Source organism: uncultured Shewanella sp., from assembly GCF_947491715.1.
Classification (GTDB): Bacteria; Pseudomonadota; Gammaproteobacteria; order Enterobacterales; family Shewanellaceae; genus Shewanella.
In genome coordinates this window covers 58454-73803 of record NZ_CANLKR010000003.1, presented here as the reverse complement: position 1 = coordinate 73803, position 15350 = coordinate 58454, and the positions used below count along the sequence as shown (strand labels likewise).

The window sequence follows — 15350 nt, the reverse complement described above, 5'->3', positions numbered from 1 at the left end:
ATTACCAACCTTGCGCTTGTAGTACAGCAATAATGTCTTTATGTACTTCTGCCATTGATTGACTGGCATCGATGACCACTATGCTATCATCAAGTGCCGCTAACGTTAAATAAGTGCGGCGTGCTCGTTCAAAAAAATCTAACGCTTGCTGTTCTATCCTATCTAACGCTCCCCTCGCCGCCGCTCGTTGCAACCCTAACTGAGGCGCAATATCTAAATACAAGGTTAAATCAGGTTTAAAACCGTGCAGTGTTGCCTCGCTCACCGCCTCGACTAACGGCATCAATTGACGTCCGCCCCCTTGATAAGCCAAAGATGACAAGTTATGTCGATCACCTAATACCCACAAACCTTTCCCAAGTGCAGGTTTTATTACATTTGCAATAAGTTGTGCTCTAGCGGCATAAATAAGTAAGCATTCAGCTTCATCACAAAGAGGATCGCTCTCATCGGCAACTTTAACAAGATCGCGCATTTTTTCTGCCAGTGGTGTCCCACCCGGCTCTCGAGTACAGATAGGCACTGAGCCCACTTTCTTTTCAATAAAATCTCTGACTAAAGCAATGGCACTCGACTTTCCTGCCCCTTCTAGTCCTTCAATCACAATAAACTTCGCCATGTCTCTTTATCTTCTCTACATCGTTAAGCTATTCGTTGCATCAAAAACAATGATGATGCCATTAAATAATGCTGGGTCACTATCGGTTTCGCTGGTATTTATTCACGGCTCGATTGTGCGCTTTCAGGGTAGTAGAAAACACATGACTGCCATCATTACGTGAGACAAAATACAAATAATCCACTTTTGCAGGGTGCGCTGCAGCTTGAATGGCTGCTAAACTTGGCGCAGCAATAGGCGTTGGAGTTAACCCTTTAATTCGATAAGTATTAAAAGGAGTCTGCTCACGCAGATCTTTTCGAGTAATATTGCCTTTATAACGCTCTCCCATACCATAAATAACCGTCGGATCCGTTTGTAAACGCATGCCTTTACGCAAACGATTCATAAACACAGCTGCGATTTGTGGGCGCTCCTGCGCTTGAGCCGTTTCCTTTTCAATAATAGAAGCCAATATTAATAATTGATATTTCGAGGTCAAAGGCAAGTCGAGATCACGATCATTCCAAGCAGCGGTTAATGCTTGCTGCATTTTTAAATAACTGGCATTTAACACATCAAATAAAGATTCACCCGCTCGGTACTGATAAGTATCAGGGAAAAACTTGCCTTCGGGTAATTGAGAATCATCACCATTGGCCAGCAATACTTTATTGAACACATCGGGATCATAGCTCATATGCTGCGCGTTTTGTAATTGCGCGCTCCACTCTTTTACTGTGAGTCCATCTATTAAGGTCAATGTGAAGACTTTTTCTTGATTTTTAGCAATTTTAAGCAGCAAACTATCAATACTATCAGTGGGTTCGACTTGATATAGCCCTGAACGAATGTGGGCGATACCAGGTTTTATACGCGCCAACCAGCGTAATTTTTGGGCATCATCGATTAAGCCTTGAGCTTGTAATTGCTCTGCCAATTCATAAAAAGATGTGCCTCTTTTGACTTGTAATTCGACGGGAACCGCTGTTTCTATCGAACGACTTCCATAGTCCAATAATGTCTGATAGGCCCAATACGCCCCCATTGCAGCTAACAGTAATACAACCAGACTACTTGCGATAAATCCTAGCGCCATTTTTTTCATTATTACAACCTACAATACAATTACAACCTATAATACTTGCCCGTTCACTGCCCCAGTTTCAACACAGTACGCAAAGTGTGTGTTAATGGACTCTTACTCATCACCACGTCATTGATACGTACCACATCTACAACACCCAATAAACTATTAGTGACAAATGCTGAAGAAAAATCGTTCAACTGGCTCATGGGGATAGGTGTCACATTGACCGAAAAACCTAACGCTAACACCGCATGCATGACTTGCTCACGCATCATGCCAGCAACACCGCTGTGACTCAATGCAGGCGTATAAATCACCTGATGATTATCCATAAAGAAAAGATTGGCCATAGAAGATTCTATCACTAAACCTTGTTCATCAAGGACCAAATAATCATCAAAACCTAAAGGCACAGGCGTTGACTTTATCAATATTTGTTCAAGACGATTACAATGTTTGATGCCCGCTAATCTTGGCTGTCGACTCAGTACCACATCACTGCTAACCAATGAAATACCTTGCTGTTGCCAACGTTTGTAATGATCGGGAATGGGGTGTACGGACATCACTTCTGTGATCTGTATTTGGGTAGGCGCAGCATACCCTCGACCACCACAGCCTCGGGTCAATAATAGCTTAATACAACCTTGCCCTAAACTCGCGGCTTGCTGAGCTAACCTTTCTTGCAATGTCTGTGATGCTTGCCAGTCAAACCCTAAACGCTTGGCTCCTTGAGATAGTCGCTGTAAATGTGCAGCTAAAAACTGTATCTCATGATGGCTCACACGCATGGTTGCAAATAACCCATCACCATAAGCCAGCCCCCTATCAAAAGGCATCACTTGGCCACTTTCAACCCCATTCACCCAGACTGTCGCCATACCTCAACCTTGCCTTTGTTTTTCTTTGGCTTTATTGACCTACCTTAAAATAAAGCCGCTGAAATCATCACCCCATTGCTTTCTTGATTAGTTATCCTGACTAATACGACTGGCAACGGCTTCTTGCTGATCTTTATATTTCGCACTTTTTCGTGTGTTATAAGGCTTCGCCACCGCATGCCTTAATCGCTCAAAATTAAGCGCTCCAATTGTCATTAAGGGCTTTAAAGCTAATGGCAATTTACCACTATTATAAAACTCCAGTACAATTTTCCCTTGCCAACCGGGATCAATACGATGTGCCGTCACATGTACCATTAAGCCTAATCTCGCTAAGGATGAACGCCCATCTAACCAACCCACAATATCCGCAGGTAAAGTCACATTTTCATGGGTAATGGATAGCGCAAGCTCGCCAGGATGCAGGAAAAAAGACTCATCATCAGCAATGACTATGGTATCACTCATCACTCTATCTAACGCCGCTTGCACTTGAGTGCTTGGGCCGCTCAAATCAATAAAGGGAGCAGTATGATCTTTAAACACGCGAAACTGATTACCCAGTTTAACATCGACGCTAACGCCACTGATGGCATCTGAGCTGGGACGAGGCTCCATGATGATGGTGCCATCGTCTAAACACGCTTCTATTTCAATATCGGTTAAACGCATATTTTATTATCCTCTAAAATCACTCTTAGCCGCTATTTTGCGAGTAAATGCTGAATTCTCGCTTTCAAGATATCGGTCGCAATACGGTTTTTTCCACCACGAGGTACAATGATGTCTGCATACTGTTTTGATGGTTCAATAAACTGTAAAAACATCGGACGAACGGTTTCTGTATACTGTGACATCACCGACTGCATAGTCCGGCCACGCTCTGCAACATCACGAGATAAGCGACGCATAAAGCAAATATCTAAAGGCGTATCCATAAAAACAGTCGCATCCATAATCCCCCGCAGGGCAGGATCAGTCAGCAATAAGATCCCTTCTAAAATAATCACCTTTTTAGGTGTCAGGGATAAGGTTTCATCAGTGCGAGTGTGTTCTTTATAACTGTAAACGGGAATATCGGCAGAATCACCCTTTTTAAGTTGCTGTAGATGGCAACACAATAACTCATGATCTAGGGCTTTAGGGTGGTCGTAATTGGTTAAAATACGCTGTTCCATCGACAAATGGCTTTGATCTCGATAATAAGCGTCTTCAGAAATCACACCTATTTGATCTGTGCCTAAATCACTGCATAATTCTTCAAAAATCGTTTTAGCAATTAAACTTTTACCTGATGCAGATGCCCCTGCAATCCCAATAATCACACACTGCTGTGAATTCATTTGTATTCTAAACCCTTATTCATTCGACATACTAATAGAAACGGTTGGTTGCGCTTTAGACAGCGCTAATTCTGCGCCCACTTGCCTAGCTATCGCTAGATACAACTGAGCAATATCATTATCTGGTGTCGCCACCACACTGGGTAAGCCTTTATCCAGATCTTCTCGGATCGCTAAGGTTAATGGCAGTTGCCCAAGTAACGGCAATTCATGACGTGCCGCCATTTTTTGACCGCCATTTTGGCCAAATGGGTACTCTTCATGGCCACACTCACTGCACACATGAAAACTCATGTTCTCAACAATCCCTAATACGGGCACATTCACTTTTTGAAACATATTGATGCCTTTTTGGGCATCAGCCAGCGCGATATCTTGTGGTGTTGTCACAATAACAGCACCGTTAAGCGGGACTTTTTGTGACAAGGTTAACTGAATATCCCCCGTCCCTGGTGGTAAATCAATGACCATATAATCCAATTCTGGCCACTGGGTTTCGTTAATCAATTGTACTAACGCTCCCGCAGCCATCGGGCCTCGCCACACAGCCGCTTCTTCGGTATCAACAATAAAACCGATTGATTGTGCCGCAATACCGTGAACTTCGGCAGGTAGCATTACCTTACCATCTGGCGAAACGGGTTTAAAATCGGGGATCCCAAGCATAATGGGAATAGAAGGGCCATAAATATCCGCATCTAATAATCCCACCTTCGCCCCTTCAGCCGCTAAAGCCAGTGCTAAGTTCACTGCTGTGGTTGATTTCCCCACGCCCCCTTTGCCTGATGCAACAGCAATCACTTGCTTAACATTTTCAATAGGTGGCTTTGTTGGCGCAGATTGTACAGTAAATTCAAAGTCAATGTGACATTTCACCGCATCAATTTCAGTTATTGAACATAATGTCGTCTTTAATGCTTGTTCAATTGCCGTTTTTTGCGAAAGGCAGGGGTACGGAAATACAAGGGTTATTTCAAGACAACGGCCATTAAGCTCCACATTCTTAACAATATCCGCATCGAGGAAATTCAACCTAAGGTGCGTATCAATCATCAAGGCTAAGCGGCTTAAAACAGACGTTAATATTGGTTCTTTTAGTGAAAATGCTCGGCTATTTGAAGGCAAAATATCGCTCCCTAAAATAAAAGTTGTGCAATTGTAGCAGATATTAAAGCAAACATTAGTCTGAATTTAATCCACTTACATCAGCTTTTAATGAAAGTCTTCAACGGATCGGTTAGTATCTACTCCATACTTTCTAAGCATCACACAATTTAGAGACAAGATGGCGAATTCACAACGTAAAATATTAGTGACAAGTGCACTTCCCTATGCCAACGGCCCAATACATTTAGGGCATATGTTGGAATATATTCAAACAGACATCTGGTCACGCTACCAAAAATTACGTGGTCATGAATGTTATTATATTTGTGCCGATGATGCCCATGGCACCCCAATCATGCTCAAGGCACAACAAATGGGAATTGCGCCAGAAGCCATGATTGCCCAGGTACAACAAGAGCACCAGCAAGATTTTGCCGATTTCAACATTCAGTTTGATAACTTTCACAGCACGCATAGTGAAGAAAACAAAGCCCTTGCTAGCGACATTTATTTAAAACTACGTGAGGGTGGTTACATCAAAACCAAAACCATCTCACAGTTATTTGATCCTGAAAAATCCATGTTTTTACCGGATCGTTTTGTTAAAGGCACTTGCCCTCGTTGCCACTCGGACGATCAATACGGCGATAACTGTGATAATTGTGGTGCCACTTATAGCACCACAGATTTGATCAACCCAAAGTCAGCAGTATCGGGTGCAACGCCCATCATGAAAAACTCTGAGCATTTCTTTTTTGACTTACCTGCATTTGAAAGCATGTTAAAAGAGTGGATAAATTCTGGCTCTTTGCAGGCTGAAATGGCCAATAAGTTAGGCGAATGGTTTGAACAAGGCCTACAACAGTGGGATATTTCCCGCGATGCGCCTTATTTCGGTTTTGAAATACCCGATGCACCAGGTAAATTCTTTTATGTATGGTTAGATGCACCTATCGGTTATATGGGTTCCTTTAAAAACCTGTGTGATAAACGCGGCGATATTAGCTTTGATGATTTTTGGGCCAAAGACTCAAGCGCAGAAGTCTATCATTTCATCGGTAAAGACATTGTCTATTTCCACAGCCTATTTTGGCCTGCCATGCTAGAAGGTGCAGGCCTTCGTAAACCGACGAGTGTTTATGCTCACGGCTATGTCACCGTTAATGGCGCCAAAATGTCTAAATCAAAAGGCACTTTTATTAAGGCCCGCACTTATTTAGATCATTTAAATCCAGAGTACTTACGTTATTATTACGCAGCCAAGCTCAGTAGTCGTATTGATGATTTAGATTTAAACCTTGAAGATTTCGCTCAGCGCGTTAACTCCGATCTTGTGGGTAAGCTCGTCAATCTCGCCTCTCGCACTGCTGGGTTTATTAGCAAACGTTTTGAAGGCAAATTGGCATCAGTCACAGACAATAGCCTCACAGAAACCTTCTTAGCGAAACAAGACACCATCGCCGAGCTTTATGAAACCCGTGAATACGGCAAAGCCATGCGTGAAATTATGGCACTGGCTGATTTAGCCAATGCCTATGTGGCTGAAGCCGCACCTTGGCAGCTGATCAAACAAGAAGAAACACAAACACAAGCTCATCAAGTTTGTAGTCATGCACTGAATTTATTCCGCATTTTGTGTACTTACCTGAAACCCGTGTTACCTAAGCTGGCCAGCGATGTGGAAGCCTTTTTACAACTAACACTCACTTGGGATAGCTTAAATACCGATCTCACTGGGCATGAAATTAAATCCTTTAAGGCCTTGATGCAGCGCGTTGATATGAAAAATATTCAAGCTATCACCGATGCATCGACGGAAAACCTGCAAGTGACCACAAACAGTGAGCAGACGGCCTCTAAAGAGGCAACAGACACGGCCTCAAGTGTATCGCCGCTAGAACAAGAGCCTATTAGCCCAGAGATCAGCTTTGATGACTTTGCTAAAATTGACTTACGCATTGCCCGTATCGCCAAAGCAGAGCATGTAAAAGAAGCCAAGAAGTTACTGCGATTAGAGCTGGATTTAGGCGGCGAAACCAAGCAAGTCTTTGCTGGCATAAAATCAGCTTACGCGCCTGAAGATTTAGAAGGCAAGCTCACCGTAATGGTTGCCAACCTTGCGCCGCGTGAGATGCGCTTTGGCACCTCAGAAGGCATGGTATTAGCCGCAGGCCCTGGCGGAAAAGACTTGTGGATCATGGAGCCCCATGAGGGCGCCCAGCCTGGCATGAAAGTGAAATAGTCTCCACTTGATTTCACGCATAAAAAAAGCCGCTTTTTATTAAAGCGGCTTTTTTGATCGCAATATCTAATATTCCGCAGCTATCGACCCTAGCTCAATTGCGTGCTGTTTTCTTCTATCATCTTTAAAGTCGAACATCACACAACTTTAGTCGAAAAAGTAAGATATTATTATTCAACAATAACACCTCACCAATCGAGTCTACTCTAACACTGCGACTCACCTTTAAACCAACAAGTCATTCTAGACCGGATTATCAATATCGATAAAGTGATGCGTTAAACCAAATTGTGCCTCTAAATGCCGTCCCAAAGCTTGGATCCCATAACGTTCAGTCGCGTGATGTCCCGCAGAAAAATAGTGAATATGTTGCTCAATGGCACAATGAAAAGTACGCTCAGATGCTTCACCACTAATAAAGGCATCTACGCCTAACTGCGCCGCTAAATCAATATAATCTTGAGCGCCTCCTGTGCACCATGCAACCGATGCTATCATTTGATTTTCATCCCCCAAATGCAATGCTTTACGATCTAATACCGCTTCTAGCAACCCAGAGAACTCTGTGGCAAGCATCTTTTCGGGCAATGTCCCTTTCCATAGCAAACCAGGCGTAGATAAACCCGCAATATTGTCAACCGCTTCAATATTATCAAATTTCAATTGTCGGCCTAACTCAACATTATTTCCCACCTCAGGATGTGCATCTAAAGGCAAATGATACCCATATAAATTAATGTTATTTTCAAGCAAAGCTTTAATACGTTTTTGCTTCATGCCCGTGATCACTTCAGGCTCATTTTTCCAAAAAAAACCATGATGCACTAAAAGTGCATCGGCTTTTAATGCAATAGCTTCATCAATTAACGCCTGACAAGCCGTCACTCCAGTCACAATAGTGTTGACTTCTTGACCCCCCTCTACTTGCAACCCATTAGGTGCGTAATCTTTAAACGTATTGATATTTAAAAATGAAGACAAATAATTAGTTAATTCAGTACGTAACATAAAGCGGCCATAATTCCTAAGACGGTGCGTAAACCCTTATTGTAACCGATCTATTTGATTGTTCCATGACTTACCCGACACTTTGCCTTTATCGCTCAAAAACTCTACAAAACAAGCTAAAAGTCACGAATTTCATCGAAAATTGGACATGAGAGTGCTTTACCCTATAAAATCACGCCAATTCGTTATGTACACACAAAAAATTAACAGGTTACAACTATGTCTAAACTGACCAAAGAAGAAGTTATCAGCCAACTTGAGGGCTTTTTATCAAGCCAACAAGGCCAAAAGGTCTCTATTGAGCAAAAAGGAAGCTGGTACAAAATCGATGGCGGTAAATCTTTACGTTTCAGTGAATTAGAATCTATGTTTGCAGAGTTTAACACCGAGGAAACGACTAAAAAAGCTGAAACGCCGACACCAATCGTCGAAAAAGTACAAGCAGCGCCTAAAGCAAAAACAATCAAGGTTGCCAAAACACAAACAACAGCAAAGGCAGCAGGGCAAACGCCAAAAGAACTATGGCGCCAAAAATTGGCTGGACAAGGCCAATTACCCCGCGGTTTTTAATCCGCATTTGACACTCCCTCTCCTGATAGCTCCATCATTATTGCAATAACGGAGCTATCAATATAAACAAAGCATCTCCTTTCCCAGACGCTTTCATATTTACCTTCCACTCAGTTGATAAACACTGGTACTGCCGCTCACTTCGTTCGCAATAATCAATAATGCGTCTGCGGAAGGACTCTTATCCGCCGGTATAAAGCGCATGCCTTCAGGCCCTAAATCACCCACCACACCCGGTGAGCCATTAATCTCCTTCCCATCTATGTCAAAATCAATGCTCATGTCTCGATTATTGACATAATCCACAAAAGACACATCAAAAGGATTGGTAATGTCATACACCATCACGCCACCGACTCGCTCCAAGCCAATAAACGCATAATGACGGCTGCCCACCTGACCTAGTGCTAACGCTTCAGGCTCAGCCCCTTTATCATCACTGCGGCTATCGCCTTTATTTTTCTCATTATTATTATTGAAATCTTCTCCTAGTACAGCCGCCGTTATTCGCGCAAAATCGCTACCACTGTCAAAAACGAGTAACCCATTTTGATCCCAAATCGAAAATGAACGCCCGCCGAAACTCATGAATTGCTCATACTCACCATCATCATTTTCATCACCCATACTGGTGGTGACTTTCAAACGCCCTAACTGGGTCTTATCTTGCGCAGACAAGTATTGAGGATGTTCTGCAATCAGTGATAAATCCTCTGCCCGAACTTCTTCAGAGAACCCTTCATAATCACGCGCGTCCCCCTCGTTAGCCGAGACAATAAAATCTGCGTTATTCCAACGATAGCTGGCAATCGTATCCGGTTGATATAGCCCATACACACCACTGTAAGACTGAATATTAATGCCATCATCTTTATCGCTGGCATCGATTTCATTACCTTGAATGCCAAAATCCTTTAACCCTAAGGGCCATATTGCCTCAACCGTCATACTCGATAAACGTATTTTTGCAATCGCATTATTTTCTTGCAGGCTGACGAAAGCCATTAGCCCGTCCTCACTAATGCTGATGTATTCAGGTTCTAAATCCTGCGCCACGCTGGCATTAGGACCATTGATTTTAACCAAAGAACTCAGTTCATCAAAACGCGCCTCTCCTTGATTAAAGTCTGTAAAATGAATATGAGTCGCCTGTGTACTAGGGGTATTGTCGACAATATCAATCACTGAAATGCTACCGACGGGATCTACGGTATAATCATCATTGGGCTCACCTTCATTGGCAATCAATAACTGAGCACCATTGGGCGTAAACACGACATTATCAGGTAAGTAACCCACTTCAACGCCATGAAGAAATACCACGCTTCCCCCCTCTGTTAGCCGATAAAAAGCAACTAAGCCCTTACCTTGCTTAGGATGACCTTGTTCATTCCCCCGCTCAAGTGCAACCGCTAACAAATTTTGATAAATTGCCACACTATTCACCCCACCGACATAGGGTAAATTAACATCACTGGCTACATCAATTTCACCGATTTTTGTCATATTTTCAAGTATGAATGACGCTTCACCACTCACAGCTTCTGCGCTTTCAAGTAATGACGCATCCAAAATATCCACTTTTACACTTTGCGCATTAATCACGAAGATTTGCGCCGTCTCTGGGTGATAATCGACAATTTCAGCGGCACTAACCCCAAATTCATGACTGGCATATCGCGCAATAAGCTGCATTGAAAATTCACCTGACTGAATACAATGATTACCGTCAATAATGAACTCATCATCACATGACTCATTTGAAGAAACCTCAGAGGTCACAGGCGTAAGCGCGCTCAAAGACACACTGCTTTCATCGCTAGCAGTGTTACCTTCATCACTATCAAAGCAGGCCATTAATAACAGGCTCGAAAGCAAGAGCGGTAATATCAGTCTTAATGATTTCATTTATGTGCCATTCCTTGAATATAATTTGTGGTTATTATGAATCTTTCATCCATCACGCTTTGAAGCGCCCTTAAAAAGCGCCCTTAAAAAGCGCCCTTAAAAAGCGCCCTTAAAAAGCGCCCTAAACTCAGCATAAAACATAACAAAGAAGAAAATATGACAACGAAATAACAATTAAATGAAACGTAACAACTACATTTAAATGAAATTTATAGTAATTTAAAATGAAATGGCCATGAGAACTTGTATTTTCATCAAGGTCCCTTTTATTGTGGAATACCTGAAAAATTGCACAGACAAACGATAAATAACAATGAAACTTAATGCATTGAAAATCCGCATGACATCATCCTTTTGATGTACAGCCCACACGTCTAACCCAGACTAACAACTAAAATGAAGGAATAGCCATGCTCGGGATTATCGGCTTTATCACCATTCTCACTATTGTTGGATTATTACTCACCGAAAAAACTAGCCCAATTACGGCATTAATTATTATACCCATCATAGGTGCACTGGTAGCAGGTACCAGTATTCACGATATTGGCCTTTACTTCAATGAAGGAGCCCAAAAAGTCTTTCCTATTGTTATCATGTTTATTTTTGCCATTATTTATTTTGGGATCATGAATGATGTGGGGTTATTCACACCGATGATCAATAAAATGGTCACGCTGTCTCATGGGAGTATTCAATCGGTTGTCATCGGCACCGTCTTTATTGCGGCTATTGCACATCTAGATGGCTCGGGTGCCTCCACTTTTCTCATCACTATTCCGGCTTTACTGCCTTTATATCGACGTTTACGCATGAGTCCTTATTTACTGCTGTTATTGGTTGGTGCCAGTGCGAGCATTATGAATATGCTTCCTTGGGCTGGCCCCATTGGCCGCGCAGCGGCATTACTGTCCATGAACCCCACCGATCTTTGGCGTCCACTGGTGCCATTACAATTCATTGCATTAATCATGCTGGTCCCTATGGCAATGGTATTGGGTGTTAGAGAAAAGCGCCGTATCGCCAATTTACCACCGATTTCCCCCATCGAAGGTGAAAATACTCATACATGCGACACATTCATTGCCCCGATGACTTCAATGTCATCCAATACACCTTTGCAAAAACTCGGGATTAATCTTTTACTGACCATAGGTGTCATTGCTCTGCTCGTCTGGGGCATTATTCCTTCAGGATTCACTTTTATGATAGGCGTGAGTTTAGCCTTATCTCTGAATTATCCTAAGGTCAGTGAGCAAATGGATAGGATCAAAGCCCATGCACCCAGTGCAGTCCTTATGGGATGTATTATTCTCTCCGCTGGGGCTTTTTTAGGGATCTTAACAGGTACAAAAATGCTTGATGCCTTGGCTCTTGATATTGTGGCTATTCTGCCTAATACTATTTTGCCCTATTTGCACATCATAATTGGTATTCTCGGCGCTCCTTTTGAACTCATCTTAAACACTGATGCTTATTATTTTGCATTAGTCCCCGTTGTTGAACAAATCACGTCCAGTGTTGGGATCAGTTCACAATCGGCTATTTATGCCATGATCATCGGGAATATTCTAGGTACCTTCATTAGCCCTTTCTCCCCCGCACTTTGGCTTGGCCTCGGCCTTGCTGAACTTAAAATGGGTAAACATATTCGTTATTCATTCTTTTGGATCTGGGGCTTAAGCGTATTGCTACTGATTATTGCCATATTAATGGGTATTGTTTAGCGCTAAGAACAATCAAACATAAAAAACCAGAACATGCGTTCTGGTTTTTTAGTTCGTTTATTCACACCTTAATGACTTACTTTTTTGTCCAGCGGTTAAGCCAACCTAATACATTGGCATACCATTGCTCTAAATTATTTGGGTTTAAAATCCAGTGATTCTCATCGGGATAAATTAACAATTCTGAAAGGATCCCTTTACGCTGTAAAAAACCAAATGCGGCAAGACCTTGATCGTAAGGCACTCGGAAATCTTTTTCACCGTGGATCACCAACATAGGCGTTTTCCAATTATCGAGATAATTCACAGGATTAAATTTTTCATATAAGGCTTTATTATCATTATAAGTGCCGCCAAATTCATATTCGGGGAACCAACGCTCTTCAGTCACATAGTACATGGAGCGCATATCAAAAAGACCCGCATGATTCACCAAGCACTTAAAACCATCAGGCCAATTGCCTTCAATCCAATTCATCATATAACCGCCATAGGATCCCCCTAAGGCACAAGCACGGTTTTTATCTAGCCAAGGTTGTTGCTTAACCACAGCATTGAGGCCTTTTTGTAAATCTTCAAGGGGTTTTCCGCCCCAATCTTGGCTAATGGAATCAGTAAAGGCTTGCCCATACCCTGTCGAACCATGAAAATCAATCATGACCACACCATAACCGGCACCCGCCCATAACTGAGCATTCCAACGACTGCTGAAATTATTACCAAATGATCCTTGGGGGCCACCATGAACCAAAAAGGCAATAGGATAGCTGTCACCTTTTTTATAATTAACAGGCTTTATCCAATAACCATAAACCGTTTCATTATTCCAGCCTTTAAAATTAAACTGCTCAAATTCACCAAATTGTATTTTAGCCAGCTTCTTTTGATTCACTTGGGTCAATTGCTGTACATTTTGACCATCCAGATTGATAGAGAATAGATCGCTGGGTTGCACTAAACTTTTATGAGTAAACACCATTTTATCCGCCGTGATCCCCACAATGCCATTATAACCTTCATTATAAATCGCACGCACATCACCAAATTGGGTATTTACTTCAAACAATGACACTTGTCCCAAATCTTGAGCTGTCACATATAACGTCTTATCATCAACGCCAAATTGTAAAGATTGCGGACTTCTGTCCCAAAGCGGGGCAACTTCTTTCTCTTGCCCTGTCACAGTATCACGGAGCATAATTCGATTTCTGTCGGCCTCAAACCCCGGTTGCTTCATGGCGAGATAAGCCAGATAACGCCCATTTGACGAAAACACAGGATGAGAATCCCACGCTTTATTTTTTTCTGTTAAGTTAACGCTCTCTCCTCCCTTAACAGACACTTTCCATAAATCATAATTCGTCGTCCACGCTTGGGTATGACTGGGGGCTTTCGAACTATAAACAACGTATTGACTATCAGAGGTAAACGTCGCTTCCTCCAAACCTGAAAAAGGTTTTGGCGGCGTTTCAGTATCCAACCCTTTAGTAATATCGATGGCATCCGTTATTGTTACATCATTCAGTTTTGCGATGAATAAATGGCTTCTGGCATGATCAAACCAAGTATCCCAATGACGTACCATTAACTGATCATACACTTGCCCCGTCGATTTACGGGTCTTTTCAACATCAAATTTCTCTTTTGAGCAAATAAGTGTGTCACATTCAGGTACCACACGCATGCTTAATAGCACTTGCATGCCATCCGGCGCTAACTTAAAACCTTCAACATCTAAGGGTAAATCAGATACTGGCATGGCTTCGCCACCCGCTAACGACAAGCGATATAATTGATTGGAGCCCGTTCGATTAGCAATGAAGTAAATCGCCTTGTCATCTTTTGCAAAAGCAACATTATGTTCAGTACTTTGTGATGAGGTTAATTGAATCACTTGATGCACTGATTTTTCACCCGCACCTTCTGCTGATAAGTTTTGCAAATACAGATTTGATTGAACAGAACCATCGCTGCCTTGTTTTTTGACACTATAAACCAACTTTGTCCCATCATGGGACAATGCAGGCGAGCCTAACTTATTGAGTTTAACTAAGTCTTGTACCGTAAAAGGAGCTGGAACAGATGGAGCACTCGAAGCGGCACTAATGTTATTCGTTGCAAAGGCTGACATCATGCTAAGGGAGCTAATGGATGCTAGAGCCAAAAGTAAACATTTTTTTTTCATAAACAAAGATCTTTGTTGGCTAGATGTAAATATTATCCCGCAACACTAGCCAAAAAAAACCACTAGAGCAAGATAAAGTCACTATTCGTCACTCATTCCTCTGATTTTTAATGCTAGTATCAAGATCCATTCATCTCATTTTTCACCGTATTTATCCTCAAGTGAAAATAAAATGAGGAGAGAATAATATGAAATACATCACCCCCTAATTCGGCATCGCATTCACGGCTTTTAAATGAAGTTGTAAAATATCGTGATTAATATGCCAGCCTTTAATGTGTATGGTAATATCCCAAGAGCCATCAATATTTTTCACACCTTCTTCGATAAATTTATCATAACAAACCTCAGCCGCGAGCCGACGTAATCGGTGAAACGCATCGTACTTTTGAGTATCGCACTGCTGCGGGTACGCTAAGTCCGACAAGGCTTTTTGTGCTTCTTCTTGATGGACACCATAAAAAAAATCTGCAATATGCTCCCACATACTACAAGTTGGAGTATGACTTGTGTGTCTCCAACTCACATCAAACTTTTCTGAGTTTAATCGATGTAATGTGCGTCGTTTAAACCATGCGAACATGACTCTCTTTCCCCTTTCTCCTCTATTTAAGCTTTTTATACCAATAAATTGTCTGTATCGCTGTCAAAAAAAGACAAACTTATCGAAATAACATCAATCTTTTGTCAT

General features: G+C 42.1%; 13 protein-coding genes. 3 read left to right on the top strand and 10 right to left on the bottom strand.

Annotated elements, in window-relative coordinates; translation table 11 throughout:
• Position 1: 1 nt before the first annotated feature.
• The 6 genes from tmk to apbC form a co-directional block, all read right to left on the bottom strand.
• Positions 2 to 619, bottom strand: coding sequence for a dTMP kinase (gene tmk / locus Q0779_RS04600; RefSeq protein WP_298769992.1), 618 nt, complete (start codon positions 617 to 619; stop codon positions 2 to 4).
• 79 nt (positions 620 to 698) lie between these two features.
• Complete coding sequence (mltG, locus tag Q0779_RS04595) at positions 699 to 1706, bottom strand: endolytic transglycosylase MltG (RefSeq protein WP_298769990.1); 1008 nt, start codon at positions 1704 to 1706, stop codon at positions 699 to 701.
• A 44-nt stretch (positions 1707 to 1750) separates the two neighbouring features.
• Positions 1751 to 2569: an aminodeoxychorismate lyase gene (pabC, locus tag Q0779_RS04590; RefSeq protein WP_298769988.1), complete on the bottom strand. Its 819-nt coding sequence runs from the start codon at positions 2567 to 2569 to the stop codon at positions 1751 to 1753.
• Between the two features lie 87 nt (positions 2570 to 2656).
• The gene (gene dcd, locus Q0779_RS04585) at positions 2657 to 3241 is read right to left on the bottom strand and encodes a dCTP deaminase (RefSeq protein WP_298769986.1); all 585 of its coding nucleotides are present in this window, start codon (positions 3239 to 3241) and stop codon (positions 2657 to 2659) included.
• Between the two features lie 32 nt (positions 3242 to 3273).
• Positions 3274 to 3912: a uridine kinase gene (udk, locus tag Q0779_RS04580; protein WP_298769984.1), complete on the bottom strand. Its 639-nt coding sequence runs from the start codon at positions 3910 to 3912 to the stop codon at positions 3274 to 3276.
• 15 nt (positions 3913 to 3927) lie between these two features.
• On the bottom strand, positions 3928 to 5037 hold the full coding sequence (apbC, locus tag Q0779_RS04575; RefSeq protein WP_298769982.1) for an iron-sulfur cluster carrier protein ApbC: 1110 nt from the start codon (positions 5035 to 5037) through the stop codon (positions 3928 to 3930).
• Between the two features lie 160 nt (positions 5038 to 5197).
• Here apbC and metG point away from each other — a divergent pair, with 160 nt between their 5' ends.
• Complete coding sequence (metG, locus tag Q0779_RS04570; protein WP_298769980.1) at positions 5198 to 7261, top strand: methionine--tRNA ligase; 2064 nt, start codon at positions 5198 to 5200, stop codon at positions 7259 to 7261.
• Between the two features lie 243 nt (positions 7262 to 7504).
• Here metG and Q0779_RS04565 read toward each other — a convergent pair whose 3' ends face one another.
• Entirely contained in the window at positions 7505 to 8269 is a 765-nt protein-coding gene (locus Q0779_RS04565; protein WP_298769978.1) for a Nif3-like dinuclear metal center hexameric protein, read from the bottom strand.
• A 219-nt stretch (positions 8270 to 8488) separates the two neighbouring features.
• Between Q0779_RS04565 and Q0779_RS04560 the strand changes: the two genes are divergently transcribed.
• The gene (locus Q0779_RS04560) at positions 8489 to 8839 is read left to right on the top strand and encodes a hypothetical protein (RefSeq protein WP_298769976.1); all 351 of its coding nucleotides are present in this window, start codon (positions 8489 to 8491) and stop codon (positions 8837 to 8839) included.
• A gap of 99 nt (positions 8840 to 8938) precedes the next feature.
• On the opposite strand, the gene Q0779_RS04555 is transcribed toward Q0779_RS04560, so the two are convergent.
• Positions 8939 to 10747 (bottom strand): choice-of-anchor I family protein, encoded by a 1809-nt coding sequence (locus tag Q0779_RS04555; RefSeq protein WP_298769974.1) that lies wholly within the window; start codon positions 10745 to 10747, stop codon positions 8939 to 8941.
• A gap of 410 nt (positions 10748 to 11157) precedes the next feature.
• Between Q0779_RS04555 and Q0779_RS04550 the strand changes: the two genes are divergently transcribed.
• A complete protein-coding gene (locus tag Q0779_RS04550) occupies positions 11158 to 12474 on the top strand; it encodes a citrate:proton symporter (protein WP_298769972.1) in 1317 nt (438 codons plus the stop codon).
• 76 nt (positions 12475 to 12550) lie between these two features.
• On the opposite strand, the gene Q0779_RS04545 is transcribed toward Q0779_RS04550, so the two are convergent.
• Both Q0779_RS04545 and Q0779_RS04540 read right to left on the bottom strand, forming a co-directional pair.
• Entirely contained in the window at positions 12551 to 14659 is a 2109-nt protein-coding gene (locus Q0779_RS04545) for a S9 family peptidase (RefSeq protein ID WP_298769970.1), read from the bottom strand.
• Positions 14660 to 14864: 205 nt separating this feature from the next.
• Positions 14865 to 15242, bottom strand: coding sequence for a hypothetical protein (locus Q0779_RS04540; RefSeq protein WP_298769968.1), 378 nt, complete (start codon positions 15240 to 15242; stop codon positions 14865 to 14867).
• Positions 15243 to 15350: the final 108 nt, after the last annotated feature.